Source organism: Streptomyces sp. A0642 (assembly GCF_004795105.1).
Lineage (GTDB): Bacteria > Actinomycetota > Actinomycetes > Streptomycetales > Streptomycetaceae > Streptomyces.
The window spans coordinates 40119-58311 of record NZ_SSBL01000015.1 but is presented as its reverse complement, the minus strand read 5'-3'; the positions used below and the strand labels follow the sequence as shown (position 1 = coordinate 58311).

Sequence of the window (18193 nt, the reverse complement as noted above, 5' to 3'; positions counted from 1 at the left end):
GCACAAAGGTTGCCGGGTCCCGTGGTCCTCTCGTCCCGTCCGCCGGATACGGTCAGCGTCCGGGGCCGAAGTAGTCGCCCACCGATGCCCGTTCACCCGTGGTGACGACCGCGTGCGCGGTCACGTAGTCGCCCGTGGCGTCCCGGGGGCCCTCGGCGTGGTTGTACTGCCCGGCGAACGTGTGGGTGCCGGCCGGTACGGTCCGCCCCGCCCGCAGCGCCCACCGGTAGACGAGATAGCCGCCGTCCTCGGACACCGACATGGTGAAGTCGTCCGCCGGCAGCGAGCGCCAGGCCCCCGTGCTGTTCACCCCGCCGGTGAACGCCACCCGCAACTCCACGGTGAGCGAGGACAGCGGCCGGTCCGTCCGCAGCGTCACATCGCTCTGCGCCCAGTACGCGTTGGAGTGCGGGTCCACGACCCCGTCCATCCACAGCGGCCCGTCCTCGGTACGCAGCCGGCCGAGGGCTGCGGGCGGGGTCACGGACGGCGTGGGGGAGGCCGTCGGCGGGGCGGCCACGCGCTCCCCGTGCCTTCCGTCCGCACCTTCCTCACCGGCGGAAGTGACGGCGACCGCACCGAACGCCAGCACCCCGCAGACCGCGGCCGTCGCCCCCGCCACCCGCAGCCACGGCCCCGCGGCCCGGCGCGGGCGCACCACCCGGCCCGGCGGACGGCCCTCGGTCACGCCGCGCTCCACCCGGGCCAGCATCCGCTCCCGGTCGGGGCGGTGGGCCTCGGCGGCCTCCCGCAGCCGCACGGACAGCTCGTCGTCCTTCACCGGTCTCCTCCGCTGCGGTGCGCCCCGACGGCCGCCTGCACCTGCGCGGCGGCGGAAGTCTCCGGACCGAGCAGCCGCTGCAGTTCCGCGACGGCGCGCGAGGTCTGGCTCTTCACCGTACCCACCGAGATGCCCAGCACCAGGGAGGTGTCGCGCTCCGAGAGGTCGAAGGCGTGCCTCAGCACCACGCAGGCGCGCTTGCGGAACGGCAGTCTGCGCAGCGCCCCCTGTACGTCGACGACCGCCGAGACGTCCGGACCGTCGACCGTCTCCCCGCCGCCGCGCGGCGCCCAGAACAGCGCGATCCGCCGTCGTTCGCGCACCGCGGTGCGGATCCGGGTCCGCGCCATGTTGGCGACGACCCCCCGCGCGTACGCCACCGGATGGTCGGCGCTCCTGACCCGGTCCCAACGGTGCCACAGCGCCAGCAGGGCGTCGGCCGCCAGATCGTCGGCGGCATCGGCCTCACCGGTCAGCAGATGCGCCAGCCGGGCGAGTTCGGCGTAGTGGGCCTCGAAGAACTCATGGAACTCGGCGGCAGCGGCATGGTCGGTGGACGTGCCCACAGCTACCTCATCTCTGCGTTCGAATCCCGGCGCCCGCCCGCTCGGGCTGTGTACGTTCCCAGCCGCCGCCCGGCCGCCTCCCACGGTGAGCGGGCGGGGCGAGAGCGTACCAGCGTGGCAGGGAAGCGCTTCGACGCGGGTGCGTAACCAAGTAAGACGTAACCGGGCGAAAACCTGAAGGGCCCGGACACGCGAACGTCCCGGCTCCCCGGGCGGGGGTGCCGGGACGCTGCTCCGGTTGCGGCCTACCGCCGGAGCGCGGCCTCCATCATCTTCTTCGCGATGGGCGCCGCGAGACCGTTGCCACTGACCTCCGAGGCCGCCGAACCCGAGTCCTCCACGATCACGGCGACCGCGACCTCCCGACCGCTGGAGTCGTCCTTCGCGTACGAGGTGAACCACGCGTACGGGGTGTTGCTGTTGCCCACGCCGTTCTCCGCGGTGCCCGTCTTGCCGCCCACCTCGGCCCCGTCGATCCGGGCGTTGGTGCCGGTGCCCTGCTCTACGACGGTCACCATGGCGCTCCGCAGCTGCCTGGCCGTGGACGAGGACACGATCCGCTCCGTGTCCCCGTCCTCGAAGTCCTCCAGCGTGCCGCCGTCCGCGTCCGTCACCTTGGACACCATGTGCGGTGCGGCGAGTTCGCCGTCGTTGGCGAGGGCCGCGGAGACCATCGCGATCTGCAGCGGCGTCGCGGTGACCTCGAACTGGCCGATGCCGCTCAGCGCGGTCTGCGCCTTGTCCATCCCGGACGGGTAGACGCTTTCCGAGGCCCGGACCGGCACGTCGAGCTTCTCGGTGTTGAAGCCGAACTTCTCCGCCATCGCCCGCACCTTGTCCTGGCCGAGGTCGGCGGCGACCTTGCCGAAGACGTTGTTGCAGGAGTACTGGAGGGCCACGCGCAGCGTCGCGTTCTCGCAGGGGGCGGTGGCGCTTTCGTTCCTCAGGGGGGTGCTGGTCCCCGGCAGCGTGTACGGGACGGGGCTCCTGGTGGGCTCGTCGACCGAGCCGTACAGCCCGTTCTCCAGCGCGGCCGACGCCACGACCAGCTTGAACGTGGAACCCGGTGCCAGCGGCTGCCGCAGCGCGCGGTTGACCAGCGGCTTCTCCGGATCGCTGAGCAGCTTCTGCCAGGCGTCGCCGTCCGTCGTCCCGCTGATGTCGGAGGGGTCGTAGGACGGGGAGGAGACCATCCCCAGGATCTGCCCGCTCCTCGGGTCGATCGCGACGGCCGCGCCCTTGTCGTCGCCGAGCGCGCCGTACGCCGCCTTCTGGACGTCCGGGTCGATCGTCGTCAGCACGTCGCCGGGCGCACTCCGCTTGTTGGTGAGCGCGTCCAGCGGATTCTTCAGCCGGGTGTCGGTGCCGTCGAGTACGTGGCTGTAGATCCCTTCGAGCTGGGTGGAGCCGTACGCCTGCGAGCCGTAGCCGGTGACCGCCGCGTACAGGTCCCCCTCCTTGTAGGTGCGCTTGTACGCGAGATCGCTGCCCTCCGTCCTCTTCGATCCGGTGACCGGGGAGCCGGCCACGATGATGTCGCCGAGCGGCTGCGCGTACTGCGCGATGGTCTTCCGCCGGTTGTGGTCGTCTTCTGCGAGCGCCCGGGCCTGGTACGCCTGCACCCAGGTCGCCCGCCCCAGGAGGGCGAGGACCAGCAGCAGGGAGAAGACCGAGGCGCGCCTGATCGTCTTGTTCATCCCGCTGGAGGGACGAGCGGGAGGCGTCTCACCGTTCCCGTCTGTGCCGCTTCTCACCCCTTCCTCATCAACGCGCCCGTGCTCCCGGGTCAGCCGGGCGTGATGAATCCCGACTCGTACGCCGCGATGACCGCCTGGGTGCGGTCCCGGGCCCCGGTCTTCGCGAGGACGGCCGCCACATGGCTCTTCGCCGTCGCCGCGCCCACCCGCAGCCGCGCGGCGATCTCCGCGTTGGTGAGGCCGCTCGCCATCAGCCGCAGGACGTCCGCCTCCCGGTCGGTGAGCCTGGCCGCCCACGGCGGGGGTGCGGACGGCCGCCCCTTCCCGTACGCGGCCGCCAGGCCCCGGACCGCGGCGGGGAAGAGCAGCGAGTCGCTGCGGGCGACCAGCCGCACCGCCTGCACCAGGTCCTCCGCCGCCGCCCGCTTGAGCAGGAAGCCCGCCGCCCCCGCCCGCAGCGCGTCGTACACGTAGGAGTCGTTCTCGAAGGTGGTGACGACGACGATGCGGGGGGCCGGGTCGAGTGTGGCCAGGATCTGCTCCGTCGCCCGGATTCCGTCGATCTGCGGCATCCGGACATCCATCAGCACCACGTCGGGGCGCAGTTCGCGGACCACGGAGACGGCCTCCGCCCCCGTCGACGCCTCGCCGACGACCTCCAGGCCGGTCTCCGCGTCCAGGATGACCCGCAGGGCGGTGCGGACCATGCGTTCGTCGTCGGCGAGGACGATCCGGACCGGTGTGCTCATCGCTGCTCCTGTGCGGGGGTGGGGAAGGGGAGGCGGGCGGTGAGCCGCCAGCGGCCCTCGTGTTCTCCTGCCTCGGCACGGCCGCCGAGGAGTACGGCCCGCTCGGTGATGCCGCGCAGCCCGCGGCCGCCGCCGGGGCGCACCACCGGGGGCCGTCCGGACAGCGGGCTGTCCAGCACGGTCTCCAGCTCCCCGGCGCGCACCGTGATCCGCAGCCGGACCGGTTCCCCGCGCCCGCCGTGCCGCAGCGCGTTGCTCAGTCCTTCCTGCACGATGCGGTACGCCTCGCGGGACACCGCAGCGGGGACCGTGCGCGGATCGCCGTCGGCGGTGTGCGCGACGGGCAGTCCGCAGTGCGCCAGCAGCCCGTCCAGTGCGTCGAGCCCCGGGCCGGAGGGCGCGGGGGGCGCCCCGGCCCCGTCGTGGTCGTCGCGGCGCAGCATCCCGAGCACGGTGTCGAGTTCGCCGACCGTGCGCCGGGTCGTCTCCTCGATCGCGGTCAGCGCGTCCCGGACGAAATCGGGGTCGCTGTCCAGGACCCTGCGGGCCGCGCCCGCCTGGAGGGTGACGGCGCTGAGCGCGTGGCCGACCGAGTCGTGGAGTTCGCGGGCCAGCCGGTTGCGGACGGCCAGTTCGGCCGCACGGCGTTCGGCGGCGGCCAGCCGGTCGTCCGGGGTCGGGCCCAGCAGCACCGGCGCCCGGTTCGCCAGCAGCGCCCCGGCCGCCGCCGCGCACCCCGCCAGGGCCACCAGCATCGCGAGCCCGGCGAAGGGCGCCAGGGCCAGGACCCAGGTGCGGTCGAGGGCGGCGGGCAGCCGCAGCACGGGGGAGTCCCGCGCCGTGAGGAACGGCAGCCCGATGACGGCGACGGCAAAGGGGACGAGCGACAGCGTCATGCCGCTGATGACGCCGCCGAGCCCCACGTGCAGGGTGAACCAGGCAGACGAGCGGACCCGGGCCTGCCGGGTCCTGGCGGGTCCGTCCGCGAGCGGCCGGTCCGGCGGCAGACCGCACAGGGCGCGGGCGGCGGACACCGAGAGCGGCCGGGCGAGCGGCACGAGTGCGGTGACCGCGGCCATCGGCAGGGCGTAGGCGAACGCGGTCAGCTGGTTGACCGGCGAGCCGAAGACATCGCCTTCGCTGCGGTACAGGCCGACGAACACCATGCCGACCAGGAAGTACGGCATCAGGAGGGCGCCGCCGATGATCAGGTGCAGCCAGCGCTGGCGGGCCCGCCGGCCGAGCAGGGGCGTCACGCCCGCCGGCCCGCCGGTCCGTTCGCGGCCGAGCGCTCCACCAGGAAGTACGCGCCCAGGGTCATCACCAGCGTTCCGACCAGCATCTGCACAGCGTAGATCAGCACCATGGCGGCGGTGGGCCGATCGGCGAGGTCGTCCACGTTGCTCAGGGAGGCGATGCTCATCCAGCCGCCCCAGCAGGCCGTCGCTCCGGAACCGCCCCAGGCCAGGACGAGCGGCACCCGCAGCGGCAGTGCGGAGTTCCGGCGGAAGGCGAGCAGCAGGATGCCGGCGACTCCGGCGGCGACGAAGAGGGCGAAGACCGCTTCGAGCGCCGCGGAGCCGCTGGTGCGCTCCTGGATCCGGCTCTCGTTGAGACCGGCGGTCGAGCCGGCGGCCCAGAGCAGATGAAGGGTTCCGGGCACCAGGGCGAGCAGCGAGGCGGCGACGGCGGCGGCCCGCAGCGCCGGAGAGGTGGGGCTGTCCGGCAGTTCGCGGAGCGTGCCCTGCCAGAGGTGGCCCCAACGGTCCCTGGCGTACAGGGCGAACAGGGTGCCGAGGGCCAGTCCCTGGACGATGAAGCCGGTGTAGACGACTCCGAAGACCCACTCGTCCAGGAAGGGGCGGCCCGCGTCCGCCTTGTTGACGGTCTTCCCGCCCAGGAGCCGGACCAGCAGCTGGAGGGGATAGCCGGTCATGATCGGCAGCAGCAGGCCGGTCGCCACCCACATCGGCAGGGCGAGCAGCCAGGCGGGCACGCGCCGGCCCCAGGCCTGGGTGAGCAGCAGGGCGATGACCACGACGGCGCTGTCCATCAGGACCGACGCGCCGTTGGCGACAGCCATCGGCGTCCGGTGGTCGAGGAGCGGGCTGCCGGCCGGAATCCCGACGTGGCTGCCCGAGATCCAGGCGGTCTTGAGGACGATGTAGGGCAGGCAGAAGACGATCGCGACACCGCGCAGGGCGGTGCGGAGACGGTCGGTGACCGGCGCGGCGGCCTCCGGTGCGGGAGCGGGTGCGAGGGGTGTCCGTGTCATGGCGCCCACGCTGCCGTGCGGCCGGTCCGGGCACGTCATGCCCGGCGACGATCCGTCTCCGCCGGACGGCGGAGACGGAACGCCGCGGCGGCTCAGACCAGTTCGGGCTGCAGCTCCGGCTGCCGTACCGGTGCGGGCTTCGGGTCCCAGTGCCTGGTGGTGCGCACGTACGCGTAGACCACCGAGGCCGTCGCGAGGACGAGCAGCGGGCCTGCCACCCAGGGATGGGCGGCCATCTGCGTCGGCAGGAAGCGGGCGGCCACCAGGATCGCGGCGAAGACCGCGGCGCCGTAGGCGACCAGCTGGGTGCCGGACCGGTCCCAGCCGCGTTCGAGTGAGCGCAGGGCCGTCTCGATCGTGACGGTGAAGATCACACCGGTGATGATGTCGATGCCGTAGTGGTAGCCGAACCCCAGCGTCGCGGCGAGGGTGGCGATCAGCCAGAACGTGCCCGCGTACCGCAGGAACCGGGGGCCCTTGCGGGAATGGATGAAGATCGTGGTGGCCCATGCGGTGTGCAGGCTGGGCATGCAGTTGCGCGGGGTGAAGTCGTCGAACGGCATGTGCTGCGGCCCGGTGCGCGGCGGCAGCGTGTCGGGCCACAGGTTGGCCGCTGCCCAGTGCCCGCCGTCGGCGCCGAAGGCGAAGACCGGTCCGACGACCGGGTAGATCATGTAGATGGCCGGTCCCAGGAGCCCGATGACCAGGAAGGTGCGCACCAGGTGGTGGGCCGGGAACCGGCGCTCGGCCGACACGTTGCGCAGCTGGAACAGCGCGACGACGACCGCGGCGACCGCGAGCTGGGTGTAGACGGAGTCGAGGAAGACCTCGCCGAACGAGCCGGTCGACCTGACCAGCCGGCCCACCAGCCACGAGGGGTTGCCCAGCGCGTGGTCGGCGGTCGCCACGTACTGGTCGAGCACCAGCGGGCGGGTCTTCGACGTGATGAGCAGCCAGGTGTCGCCGGTCTTGCGGCCGGTCACCAGCAGCAGGCCCAGCCCGACGCCCTTGAGCAGCAGGAGGCGTTCCGGTCCGGTGCGGCGGGTGACGGCGATGACCGCGCACCCCAGGATCACCCACAGCGCGCCGTTGCCGAAGGGGTGGCCGTGGGTCACCGGGGCGTCGGCCACCCATCGCACCAGCAGGATGACGAGGTCGATGCCGATCGCGGTGCCGATCGCGAAGAACCGCTGCCGCCAGGTGAGCACGACCATCATCAGGCCCATGCTGGCGTAGAGCAGGAAGCCGGATGCGGGGGCGAATATCACCTCGCGCGCCTGGGCGGCGATCGGCCCCGGCAGGCCGTAGTGACGCGCGGCGATCTCCAGAGCGACGAGGAATCCGAGGCCCACCACCGCCGCGGCCGCGAACAGCAGCGTCCGTGGCCGACGCCAAGTGCCCGGCGTACTTCCGTTGGTTATTCGCGAAAACACCCGCGATGCTATAGGTATCAAGAGTTTGGCCGATGTGAGAGATGGTGGTCGGGTACGTCACGCCGTGGGTCATTTGTCGCGCCGGACAGCACGGTCCGCCGGTACGGTGCGGACCACGAGGCCAATCGCCATGAATCCGTGCATGTTATCGGAGTGGTGTTCGAAGGCTGCGACGGTCATGACGATTCCGCGGCAGGCCGGCCGGCCTGCCGCGTGCCCCGGGGCGGCGGTCCCCGGGGTGGCGGTTCTCAGTCGGGCAGGGGTGGACGCGTCACGCGGGCAGGGGGCGCAGGTCACCTGGGAGGGGCGGAACCGGTCACAGGGGAGGGGCGGAACCGCTCACCCGGGAAGGGTGAACAGCAGCTCGTCCGTCTCCTCGCCGCGCGCGTGCGCATAGCCGTGGTCCTCGCCCGTCACGGTGAACCCGCACTTCTCCAGTACCCGCCGCGACCCCGTGTTGTCGGCCGCCGCGCGTGCGTGCAACGGACGTTCCGGTACGGCGTCGAGCAGCGCGCGCAGGGCGGCGGTGGCCACACCGCGGCCCCAGTGGGCCCGGTCGATCCAGTACGTGACCTGCCGGTCGTCCGGTGCCCCGTACACTCCGGCGTTGCCGACCACCGCACCGTCCGCGAGGACCGTGCGCATCACGACCGACGGGTGCGCGAGGACGCGCTTCCAGTGCGCGTCGAACGCGTGCCGGTCGGTCGGGTCCTCGCTGGTGAAGGCGGCCGTGCGGACGGACTCCGGGTCGGACATCCAGGCGAAGAACAGCGGCAGGTCGGTGTCGTGCACCTCGCGCAGCGAGACGTCCACGCTCAGAGCCTCCGGGTGGCGAGCGTCAGCCGGTCCCGCGCGTCGAACAGAGCGTCCTTGACCATCTGCTCGTGGGCCGGTGTGAGCCGGGCGACCGGCACCGAGCAGCTGATGGCGTCCCTGGCCGGGGTGCGGTACGGGACCGCGACGCCGAAGCAGCGCAGCCCCAGGGTGTTCTCCTCGCGGTCCACCGCGTAACCCTGCTCGCGGATCACGTGCAGCTCCTCGATGAGCTTCTCCCGGTCGGTCAGGGTGTGCTCCGTCAGCGCGGGCAGCGTCTCGGGCAGCATCTTGCGCACCTGCTCGTCGCTGTGGGTGGCCAGCAGCGCCTTGCCGAGCGAGGTGGAGTGGGCGGGCAGGCGGCGGCCGACGCGGGTGAAGGGGCGCAGATAGTGCTGGGACTGGCGGGTGGCGAGGTAGACCACGTTCGTCCCGTCGAGCCGGGCGAGGTGGATGGTCTCCGTGGTGTCGTCCGAGAGCCGGTCCAGGGTCGGGCGGGCCGCCGCGACGACCTCGTCGCCGTCGATGTACGAGGTGCCGACCAGGAGCGCCCGCACCCCGATCCCGTACCGCGTCCCCGTCGCGTCCGTCTCCACCCAGCCCAGCTCGACCAGCGTGCGCAGCAGCATGTAGAGGCTGGACTTGGGGTATCCGACGGCCTCCTGCACCGCGGCGAGGGAGTGCATGCCCGGCCGCCCGGCGAAGTACTCCAGCAGCTCCACCGTCCGTACCGCGGACTTGACCTGTGCTCCACCAGACTCGGCAACCGACATCGCCCTACGCCCCTTCCAACCCACTTGGGAAACCCTGCGACTTCTTGCCAACACCGAACGCCCGGAAATAGAGTCGCTTCATATTCACGATCAGGAACTCTGTTCAGAATACCGAACAACTTCTGATGTGTGGCAGTGGAGCGGAAGGAAACACGGTGGCAGCATCACCAGTCTGGAGCGTCGACCCCCGCACCGGGAACCCGCGTGAGCAGGTTGCGGTGGAGGCTACAGCGGAGGAGGTCGACCGCGTGGTCCGGGCCGCTCACTCCGTACGGGCTTCCCTCGCCGACCGTGCCGTGCGCGCCGCGTTCCTGCGCACCGCCGCGGATCTGCTCGCCGGGGCCGGTGAGCACGTCATCGAGGCCGCCGACGCCGAGACGGCGCTCGGCCCGGCCCGCCTGACCGGCGAACTCGCCCGCACGGCGGCCCAGTTCCGTGCCTTCGCGGAGGTCGTCGACGAGGGCGCGTACCTCGACATCCACATCGACCACGAGGACGCCACCCGCACCCCGCCGTGGCCCGACCTGCGCCGCTACAAGATCCCGCTCGGCGTCGTCGCCGTCTACGCGGCCAGCAACTTCCCCCTCGCCTTCTCCGTCCCCGGCGGAGACACCGCCAGCGCCCTCGCGGCCGGCTGCCCGGTCGTGATCAAGGCGCACCCCGACCACCCCGCGACCTCCGAACTGTGCGCATCCATCCTGCGCCGGGCCGCGGCGCAGCACGGGCTGCCCGAGGACGTCGTCAACCTGGTGCACGGCTTCGAGGCGGGCGTCGAACTGGTCAGGCACCCGCTGATCAGCGCCGCAGGATTCACCGGCTCGATCCGCGGCGGCCGCGCCCTCTTCGACGCGGCGGCCGCGCGACCGGTCCCCATCCCCTTCCACGGCGAACTCGGCTCCCTCAACCCCGTCGTCGTCACCGAGGCGGCCGCCGCCGAGCGCGGCGAGCAGATCGGCGCCGGACTCGCGGGCTCGATCACCATGGGCGCGGGCCAGTTCTGCACCAAGCCCGGCTTCGTCCTGGCCCCCGCCGGTGAGACCGGGGACCGGCTGCTGAAGTCCCTCACCGGGGTGGTCAGCGACACCGAGGCCGGAGTCCTGCTCGACCACCGCATGCGCGACGCGTTCCTCGCCGGAGTGAGCGAGCGCGCCGCACTCCCGGACGTGGAGGCCCCGGTCACCCCCGGAGCCGCCGGGGAGCACACCGTCGCGGCCGGCTTCCTGACCGTGCCGGCGCACCTGCTCGCCGCCGAGGGCCCGCACGACGCGCTCCTGGAGGAGTGCTTCGGCCCGGTCACCGTCGTCGCCCGCTACACCTCCGAGGACGAGATCACCGCGGTCCTGTCCCGGCTGCCCGGCAACCTCACCGCCACGCTCCAGACCGCCACCGAGGAAGCCGACGACGGCGCCGCCGCACTCCTGGCCGCGCTCACCCCGCTCGCCGGACGCATCCTCGTCAACGGCTGGCCGACCGGCGTCGCCGTCGCGCCCGCCCAGCACCACGGCGGCCCCTACCCGGCCACCACCTCCACCTCCACCTCGGTCGGGGCCACCGCGATCGAGCGCTGGCTGCGCCCGGTCAGCTTCCAGACCACCCCCGACGCCCTGCTCCCGCCGGAACTCCGCGAGGACAACCCGCTGGGCCTGCCCCGCCGCGTGAACGGACGCCCCGCATGACCCTGCGACTCCCCGAACTCCCCTTCGGCCTGGAGCCCTTCGGCCCCGCCACCGGCTGGAACTACGAGGCAGGCGTGCTCACCGGCCGCGCGGGCGCCCGCCAGGACCGCTTCGTACCGCCGGACGGCGAGGCCCTCGACCCGGCGAGCGACGCCCCCCGGCTGCTGGGCCCCGCCCCCGAGGGCGACTTCCAGCTGATCGCCCGGGTGCGCGTCGGCTTCGCCGCCGCCTACGACGCGGGGGTCCTCTACCTCCACGTCGGCGACCGCGAGTGGGCCAAGCTCTGTTTGGAACTCTCCCCGGAGCGCCCCACCATCTGCACCGTCGTCACCCGAGGCCACTCGGACGACGCCAACTCCTCCGTCGTCGACGGCGACACCCACTGGCTGCGCCTGTCCCGCACCGGCAACGCCTTCGCCTGCCACGCCTCGCCCGACGGCGAGAAGTGGACCTTCGTCCGCGTCTTCGCCCTGGGCGACCCGGACCGGGCCGCCACCGCGTCCGTCGGCTTCCTCGCACAGTCGCCCACCGGCGAGGGCTGCGAGGTCTCCTTCGACCACATCGAATTCCGCCCGACGGGCCTCGCGGACCTGCGCGACGGCAGCTGACCGCAGCCGCGCCTCGATGCCCCCGCTTTCCTTCCTTGTCCGGAGGGCGGGGGCATCGGTGCGGGTGGCCGTACCGCCGGGACCGCATCGAGCGGTGTCCCGCCCCCTGCCGGCGCCAGGGTGCGACCAAGATCGAGGACGGGTATGACGCGCATCGTCGCGAGCCCGGAGGAACCGCGGCTGGTCGACGCCGTAACCGGTGTACACGGTCTCCTCCTGCTGGTGGTCGTGGCGCGGCACGAACCTGCTCACTTCGTGATCAACAGAGCAAGAGGTTCCTGAACAGCTAAAATGGGGCAGAAGGCCCACCGGGAGGGCTTGGCTGCGTTCGCAGCCAGTTCTTGATCTCGGTCACTCGGTCACTCGGCTGCGAAGGACCCCCCATGACGTCGGAGACGGCCTCGGTCGCGCAATCCGGGCAGGAATCGGTAGTCATCGCCAGTTTCGACAGCCGCCATCGCGCCGAGCGCATGCTGGTGTCGCTCGGGCGAGGCTTCCGCGAAATGGCCCGTAAGGGCGGCACCACTGCCGTGGTGATCAGCGGAAACGCCGACGGCTCGCTGAGGCTGACGCAGTCCCGCGTGGTCACGGCCGGCGGTTTCACGAACGCCCTGTTCCGTGTGTCCCTTTCTTGGATGGTCGGGTTCATGGGTCTGTTCTCCACGCTGAAGGGGGCAAAGGTCGGGGCTCACGCCGCTGGAGTACGAAAAGGGCACGTCAGGTCCACCTCGCAGCAAGCCCACAGGATCCTCGCCGAAGTCGGCCCGCATGCTGCCGTGACACTGGTCCGCTGCAAGGACACAGGCACCGGGCAGAGGGTCGCCGCCGCAGCGGCCGAGCGTGCACGAGAGAGTTGGGACGGCTCGCTGGCGGAGTTCCTCGCCGCCCTCGACCCCGGTAGTGCTCACGACTGGGTGCGCGCCGCTGTCGGCGATCCCTCCCGCACGAGCCGCGGCCTGTGACTGACAGCGCCGGCCCCGGACCGGCCCGCCGGGCGGTCAGACCTCCGCGCCGGATGATCGCGCGGACTGTTCTGCGGATCATCGGGTCCACCACCGCCTTGGTGGCCCTGTACTTTGCTGCCCTTGAACCGCTCCTGGTCCGCCGTCGCGGTGCTCGTGGCCGGACTGTTGGCGTTCACGGGGTTGGTCGCGCTTCAGGTCCGCTCGATCATCCGGTCACAGTTCCCGGGACTGAGGGCCGTCGAAGCGCTGACCACGAGCGTTCCGTTCTTCCTGCTGCTGTTCGCCGGCACTTACGTCGTCATGGCAGCGATGTCGGCCGGCAATTTCGACGGGCCGCTGACGCACACCGACGGGTTGTACTTCGCCGTTACCGTCTTCTTGACCGTGGGATTCGGTGACATCACGGCCAAGAGCGAGGCAGCTCGTCTCGTGGTCACCGGGCAGATGATCGCTGATCTCGTCATCCTCGGGCTTGCGATCAAGATCATCATGGGCGCTGTCAGCCGGCCCCGATCACCGGAAGGCGCCGGCGGTGCGCAGCCCCCCGAGGAGATTCACCACTGAGGGTGTGGGTCGAACTGCCTCTCGTCTCTGACGCGGCCGCCGGGGCGGCTCGTTCGGGTGCCGGTTCAGTACGGGGCCGAGCCGGCCGGTTCGGTGACGGTGCACGCCTTCCGGGTGGGGGAGACGAGGACGGGCTGACCGTACGCCGGCCGGAAGGGCTCACCCTCCCGGCCGGGTGAGCCACCGCATGCGGTTCAGTGCCGGATCGTCACCACGATCTTGCCCGTGTGGGCGTTGGACTCCATCAAGCGGTGTGCGTCGGCCATCCGCTCCAGCCCGTCGAAGGTGGCTCCCACGACCGGAGCCAGCGCGCCGCTGCGCAGACCCGAGCCGATGAAGTGGGCGGCGCGACGGCGGCTCGCCGGGTCCGCGGTCAGGTGGAGGTTGTTGTAGCCGATCACGGTCAGGGGCCAGTTCATCGGCAGTACGGTCGGCCGCCCGTCCAGCCACCCGTACACGATCAGCGTCCCGTCAGGGGCCGCCGCCTCGCCCAGCGTGGTCAGGCCCGGTCCGCCGATCGCGTCGAAGATCACTTCGGCGCCCCTGCCGCCGGTGATGTGCCCGACCTCCTTCACCACGTCCTCGTCGTCCGTCGTGATGACATGCGCGGCCCCCGCGTCCAGCAGTCGCTGCTTCTTCGCCGCGGTACGGGTGGTGGCGATCGGGACCGCCCCGATCAGCCCGGCCACCTGAAGGGCCGCCGTGCCGACCCCGCTCGACGCCCCGGTGACCAGCACATGGTCGCCGGCGCGCAGACCGCCCTTCTCCAGCAGGGCGCCGTAGGCGGTGGAGTACGTCAGCCAGGCGGCGGCCGCGTGCACGGCGTCCACGCCCGCCGGCCGGGGGAGCACCCGCCCGGCCGGAACCACCACGCGCTCGGCGTAGAGGCCGTGGCCGCTCAGGTCGCCCCCGGGGCCGGCCAGCACGTGGTCGCCGGGCGCGAGTTCGGTCACTCCCGCACCGACCGCCTCGATGACCCCGGCCGCCTCGTAGCCGTTCCGGGAGGCCGGCAGCGTCGGCTGGTAGAAGTACGTGCCCGCGCGGAAGAGCGCCTCGGCACGGTTGAGGCCCAGCGCCTCGACCCGGATGAGCACCTCACCGGGGCCGGGCGAGGGCAGCGGCACCTCCTCGACGGTGAGGACATCGGGGGCGCCGGTGGTGTGGAAGAGAACGGCCTTGGTGGTGGCGGGCGTTGCCCTGTTCGTTTCGGTCATGAGCACCACCGTACGAAGCCGCTGCGAGACGATCCATGTCTCAGAAGCGCCTCTCCATGTCCCATCGTCTTCCGCTGTTGCCGGCCGTGGATACCCTGACGTCATGGATGTCCTCAGCGACGTGATCACGGCCGTACGGGCCGGCCGCCCGCACTCGTCCCGCCGCACCAAGTACGGCCCCTGGGGCATGCGGTTTCCCGCATCCGAGGGAGCCGGCTTCCATGTGGTGCTCCAGGGGTCGGCGTGGCTGATCCCGCCCGGCGGTACGCCTCCTGCCGTCCGGCTGGGCGTCGGCGACGTGGTGTTCCTGGCCCACGGCCGCGGACACGCGCTGGCAGACGATCCCGGAACGCCCCTGGCCGACGTCGTCCCGGGCCCGGACGGCGCCTGGCCGACGCCCGCCGACGACCCGCCCCCCTCCGCGCCGGCCCCGGTCACGCAACTCCTGTGCGGGGCCTACCAGCTGAACCGGGCCCGGGCACATCCGCTCCTCTCGCACCTGCCCGACGTGGTGCACCTCCCGGCCGGGGCCGGCGCGCACCCCGCGCTGCGCTCGGCGATCGACCTGCTCGGCAGCGAGCTCCGGACCCCGCTGCCCGGCTCCGACGCCCTGGTGCCGGCGCTGCTCGACACCCTGCTGCTGTACATCCTGCGCACCTGGTGGCTGGGGGAGCAGGCGTCGTCCGGCCCGGACGGGCAGCCGGCGGGCTGGTCGCAGGCCCTGGCCGACCCGGCGGTCTCCGCCGCACTGACCGCCGTCCACGACGACCCGGCCCGCTCCTGGACCGTCGCGGATCTCGGCTCCCTGGGCGGTCTCTCCCGAGCGGCCTTCGCCCGCCGGTTCACCGCCCTGGTCGGTGAACCGCCGCTGGCCTATCTGACCTGGTGGCGGATGACGACGGCGGGCCGGCTGTTGCGGGCCGACGACGCCCCGCTGCGCTCGGTCGCCCAGCGGACCGGATACACGTCGGAGTTCGCCTTCGCCAAGGCGTTCAAGCGGGAGTACGGAATGGCCCCCGGGCAGTACCGCCGCCAGGCGGGCTGACGGGCGGGCTTCGTGACGGCTCACCACGGTGGAGGCAGGACATGCGAGGTGTGGTGCGGGTCTTCTGGGGCCCCCGGAAGGAAACGCCCCAAGAGCTCGCGGGACGCTGGAAGGCGACGCTGGATGCGCTGCCCGCGCTCATTCCGGCGGGTGGCTCCGCCCCGGCGGGACAGCCGTGGACCTGGACGCGGCACCATGCCTGCGGCAGCCCCACGGAACTCCGGCCGGACGGGGCCGGGCTGGCCGCCGCACTTCAGGCCGACCACGACTCCCCGCAGACCTCGGACGGGGCCGGACTGAGCCTGTCGAGCAGGGGGGAGCCGGGCTGGGAGATCAGTATCTCCGGGCGCGGCGGCGGTGAGTCGGCGTACGTGCCCCAGGCCGTCGTGCTGGCGGTCGTCTCCCCGGACGGCGCCCAGATCCCCGAAGCCGCGCTGCTCGCCCTGCTCGCGGACGTCTGGCAGCCGGACTTCGGCGATGCGACGGACGACGAGCTGCTCGACGCGCTGGAGGAGCGGGCCGGCTTCGACTACACGCTCTCCCAGGTGAGCGTCGGGCGGCTCGCCTACCTCTCCCCGGGGCGGGCGGCGCGGGCTCCCGCCGGAGTGGGCGTGGTCCGCGAGGAGCTGCGCGGAGCGGGCGTGCTCCTCGGCATCGCGCCGCCCGGCGACATCGAGGCCGTCGTGGACGCCTATGTGCGCCTCCGCGACGCCGGCGTGCTGGAGCCTCTGCCCCGTCCGATGAACCGCACCCTCCTGTGAGAGGGGCGGCTCCCCGGGGGCGGGGTCGCGGGAATGGCCGGCGCCCCCGTGCGCGTTCCCCTCTGAGCGGAGGGTCCCTCCGTGCTGCGGGAGCAGCCGCACGAGAGCCTGGAGAGAAGAAGAGTCATGCGCGTCGAGATCTGGAGCGACATCGCCTGCCCGTGGTGCTACATCGGCAAGGCCCGGTTCGAGAAGGGCCTGGCGGGGTTCGCCCATCGCGACGAGGTCGAGGTGGTCCACCGCTCCTTCGAGCTCGACCCCGGACGCGCCAAGGGCGACACGGGGCAGGTCATTGACATGCTGGCGCAGAAGTACGGACGCACCCGCGAGGAAGCGCGGTCCATGGAGGCGAACGTCGCGGCCAACGCGCAGGCCGAGGGGCTCGGCTACCTCACGGAGGGCCGTGACCACGGCAGTACCTTCGACATCCACCGGCTGCTGCACCTGGCCAAGGCCCGAGGGCGTCAGGACGAGCTGCTGAGCCTCGCCTACCGGGCGAACTTCGCCGAGGAGCGTTCCGTCTACGACGACGCGGTGCTGGTCGACCTGGCCGTCGAGGCAGGTCTGGACGCGGACGAGGCGCGCGCGGTGCTCGCCGATCCGCAGGCGTACGCGGCCGAGGTGCGGGCGGACGAGCAGGAGGCGTCCGAACTGGGCGCCAACGCGGTGCCGTTCTTCGTGCTCGACCGGCGGTACGGCATCTCCGGCGGTCAGCCCGCCGAGGTCTTCGCCCAGGCGCTGGAGCAGGCGTGGAAGGACCGCCCGCTGACCGCGATCGGCGGGGATGCGGCCGCCTGCGACGCCGACGGGGCGTGCGAGGTCCCGCAGGCGGGCGGCACCGTCTGAGCCCGTCGGCCGCCGCGATGGACGCGGCAAGCGGCCGGGAGTGTCCGCGCGTGTGAGCCGCAGGCATGAAGGGGGGCGCGTCCGTGCCCGTGAGCCGCGGGGATGGATGCGGCTGGCGGTGTCAGCGTCCGAGCCCGTGAGCCGCGCGCATGGATGCGGCAGGCGGTGTCAGCGTCCGAGCCCGTGAACCGCGCGCATGCATGCGGCAGGCGGTGCGAGCCTCCGAGCCGGGGAGCCCGCGCGCACGAATGCGGCAAGCGGAGACCCCTTCCGAGCCCGTGAGCTGCGGTCATAAGTTCCGCTTGGGTGCACCCCGTGACTCTTGGTGATTGACTATGAGTCAAGGGGAATCCAGGCTGGGCCCATGACGATCTCTTCGCTCAGCCGTGCGGTGGCCGCCGAATTCGCACCGCGGACCGCCTACCTGAACACCTCCTCCTGCGGGCTGCTGCCCCGCCGCACCGTGGACGCGGTGAAGGCGCTCGTCGACGAGAACGCCTCCGGCCGCAGGGCCGGTGCGGGCGACTTCGAAGCGGTGGACCGGGCGCGGGACGGTTTCGCGCGTATCGCCGGGGTCGGCGCCGGCCGGGTCGCGGTCGGCAGCTCCGTCGCCGTCCATGTGGGACTGGTGGCCTGTTCCCTGCCGGCCGGAGCCGAAGTGCTGGCGCCCGAAGGGGAGTTCAGCTCGGTCACCAGTCCGTTCGCGGTACGTGGCGACCTCCGGATGCGGTACGTCCCGCTGGCGGAACTCGCCGACGCCGTGCGCCCCGGGACCGCGCTCGTCGCCTTCTCCTCGGTGCAGTCCGCCGACGGCCGGCTCGCCGACCTGGGGGCCGTGCGCGCCGCGGCGGCCGCCCACGGGGCCCGTACGCTGCTGGACGCGACCCAGTCCGCGGGCTGGCTCCCGCTGGACGCGGGGGCGTACGACTACACGGTCACCGCCGGGTTCAAGTTCCTGCTCTGCCCCCGGGGCGCGTCCTTCCTGACCGTCACCGAGGAGGCCCAGGAGTCGCTGCCGCCGGTGTTCGCGGGCTGGGTCGCGGCCGCGGACGCGTGGAACAGTCTGTACGAGCCGGTCCGCAGGCTCGCCGCCGACGCCCGCCGCTACGACGAGCCGCCCGCGTTCCTTCCGTATCACGGCGCCGAGCAGTCCCTCGCGCTGCTGAACGAGATCGGCGTCGACGCTCTCCACGACCACGCCACGGGGCTCGCGGCCCGCTTCCGGGACGGGCTGGAAGGGCTGGGCCACAAGCCGGTGCCGGGGACGTCGGCCGTCGTCGCCGCACCCGGACTCGGCGACCGGGCCCCGGACCTGGAGCGGGCCGGCGTCATGGTCTCCAACCGGGCCGGCAACCTCCGGGCGGCCTTCCACCTCTACAACACCGAGTCCGACGTGGACCGTGCGCTGGACGTGATCTCGGGCTGAG

18 protein-coding genes are annotated in these 18193 nt (G+C 72.5%); 8 read left to right on the top strand and 10 right to left on the bottom strand.

Annotation, left to right across the window (positions count from 1 at the left end; genetic code table 11):
- Window positions 1–52: 52 nt before the first annotated feature.
- The 9 genes from E6R60_RS23475 to E6R60_RS23435 all read right to left on the bottom strand — a co-directional run bounded on the left by E6R60_RS23475 (window position 53) and on the right by E6R60_RS23435 (window position 9087).
- A complete protein-coding gene (locus E6R60_RS23475) occupies window positions 53–781 on the bottom strand; it encodes a hypothetical protein (protein ID WP_136328604.1) in 729 nt (242 codons plus the stop codon).
- Window positions 778–1347: a SigE family RNA polymerase sigma factor gene (locus E6R60_RS23470; RefSeq protein ID WP_136328603.1), complete on the bottom strand. Its 570-nt coding sequence runs from the start codon at window positions 1345–1347 to the stop codon at window positions 778–780. The genes E6R60_RS23475 and E6R60_RS23470 overlap by 4 nt, the downstream gene beginning before the upstream one ends.
- Before the next feature lie 245 nt (window positions 1348–1592).
- Window positions 1593–3044, bottom strand: a complete 1452-nt coding sequence (locus E6R60_RS23465) for a penicillin-binding transpeptidase domain-containing protein (RefSeq protein WP_136328602.1) — start codon at window positions 3042–3044, stop codon at window positions 1593–1595.
- A gap of 89 nt (window positions 3045–3133) precedes the next feature.
- Window positions 3134–3793, bottom strand: coding sequence for a response regulator transcription factor (locus E6R60_RS23460; protein WP_136328601.1), 660 nt, complete (start codon window positions 3791–3793; stop codon window positions 3134–3136).
- Complete coding sequence (locus E6R60_RS23455) at window positions 3790–5049, bottom strand: histidine kinase (protein WP_136328600.1); 1260 nt, start codon at window positions 5047–5049, stop codon at window positions 3790–3792. Before E6R60_RS23455 ends, E6R60_RS23460 begins: the two co-directional genes overlap by 4 nt.
- Entirely contained in the window at window positions 5046–6068 is a 1023-nt protein-coding gene (locus E6R60_RS23450) for a hypothetical protein (RefSeq protein ID WP_136328599.1), read from the bottom strand. The genes E6R60_RS23455 and E6R60_RS23450 overlap by 4 nt, the downstream gene beginning before the upstream one ends.
- Window positions 6069–6160: 92 nt before the next feature.
- Window positions 6161–7444 (bottom strand): phosphatase PAP2 family protein, encoded by a 1284-nt coding sequence (locus E6R60_RS23445; RefSeq protein ID WP_276614021.1) that lies wholly within the window; start codon window positions 7442–7444, stop codon window positions 6161–6163.
- Window positions 7445–7840: 396 nt separating this feature from the next.
- On the bottom strand, window positions 7841–8314 hold the full coding sequence (locus E6R60_RS23440) for a GNAT family N-acetyltransferase (protein ID WP_136328598.1): 474 nt from the start codon (window positions 8312–8314) through the stop codon (window positions 7841–7843).
- 2 nt (window positions 8315–8316) lie between these two features.
- A complete protein-coding gene (locus E6R60_RS23435; protein ID WP_136328597.1) occupies window positions 8317–9087 on the bottom strand; it encodes an IclR family transcriptional regulator in 771 nt (256 codons plus the stop codon).
- 155 nt (window positions 9088–9242) lie between these two features.
- Here E6R60_RS23435 and E6R60_RS23430 point away from each other — a divergent pair, with 155 nt between their 5' ends.
- The 4 genes from E6R60_RS23430 to E6R60_RS23415 all read left to right on the top strand — a co-directional run bounded on the left by E6R60_RS23430 (window position 9243) and on the right by E6R60_RS23415 (window position 12900).
- Window positions 9243–10763, top strand: a complete 1521-nt coding sequence (locus tag E6R60_RS23430; RefSeq protein ID WP_168713668.1) for an aldehyde dehydrogenase (NADP(+)) — start codon at window positions 9243–9245, stop codon at window positions 10761–10763.
- Window positions 10760–11371 carry a DUF1349 domain-containing protein gene (locus tag E6R60_RS23425; protein WP_136328595.1) on the top strand — a complete coding sequence of 204 codons (612 nt, stop codon included), beginning with the start codon at window positions 10760–10762 and terminating at the stop codon, window positions 11369–11371. The genes E6R60_RS23430 and E6R60_RS23425 overlap by 4 nt, the downstream gene beginning before the upstream one ends.
- 383 nt (window positions 11372–11754) lie before the next feature.
- Window positions 11755–12333, top strand: coding sequence for a hypothetical protein (locus E6R60_RS23420; RefSeq protein ID WP_136328594.1), 579 nt, complete (start codon window positions 11755–11757; stop codon window positions 12331–12333).
- 123 nt (window positions 12334–12456) lie between these two features.
- Window positions 12457–12900 carry a potassium channel family protein gene (locus tag E6R60_RS23415; protein ID WP_240802655.1) on the top strand — a complete coding sequence of 148 codons (444 nt, stop codon included), beginning with the start codon at window positions 12457–12459 and terminating at the stop codon, window positions 12898–12900.
- A gap of 194 nt (window positions 12901–13094) precedes the next feature.
- Here E6R60_RS23415 and E6R60_RS23410 read toward each other — a convergent pair whose 3' ends face one another.
- On the bottom strand, window positions 13095–14114 hold the full coding sequence (locus E6R60_RS23410) for a zinc-dependent alcohol dehydrogenase family protein (RefSeq protein ID WP_136328593.1): 1020 nt from the start codon (window positions 14112–14114) through the stop codon (window positions 13095–13097).
- Between the two features lie 103 nt (window positions 14115–14217).
- On the opposite strand from E6R60_RS23410, the gene E6R60_RS23405 reads away from it, so the two are divergent.
- The 4 genes from E6R60_RS23405 to E6R60_RS23390 all read left to right on the top strand — a co-directional run bounded on the left by E6R60_RS23405 (window position 14218) and on the right by E6R60_RS23390 (window position 18192).
- Window positions 14218–15159 carry an AraC family transcriptional regulator gene (locus E6R60_RS23405; RefSeq protein ID WP_136328592.1) on the top strand — a complete coding sequence of 314 codons (942 nt, stop codon included), beginning with the start codon at window positions 14218–14220 and terminating at the stop codon, window positions 15157–15159.
- A gap of 41 nt (window positions 15160–15200) precedes the next feature.
- Window positions 15201–15920, top strand: coding sequence for a hypothetical protein (locus E6R60_RS23400; RefSeq protein ID WP_136328591.1), 720 nt, complete (start codon window positions 15201–15203; stop codon window positions 15918–15920).
- Window positions 15921–16046: 126 nt separating this feature from the next.
- Window positions 16047–16766, top strand: coding sequence for a DsbA family oxidoreductase (locus E6R60_RS23395; protein WP_136328590.1), 720 nt, complete (start codon window positions 16047–16049; stop codon window positions 16764–16766).
- 364 nt (window positions 16767–17130) lie between these two features.
- Window positions 17131–18192, top strand: a complete 1062-nt coding sequence (locus tag E6R60_RS23390) for an aminotransferase class V-fold PLP-dependent enzyme (RefSeq protein WP_136328589.1) — start codon at window positions 17131–17133, stop codon at window positions 18190–18192.
- Window position 18193 lies beyond the last annotated feature (1 nt).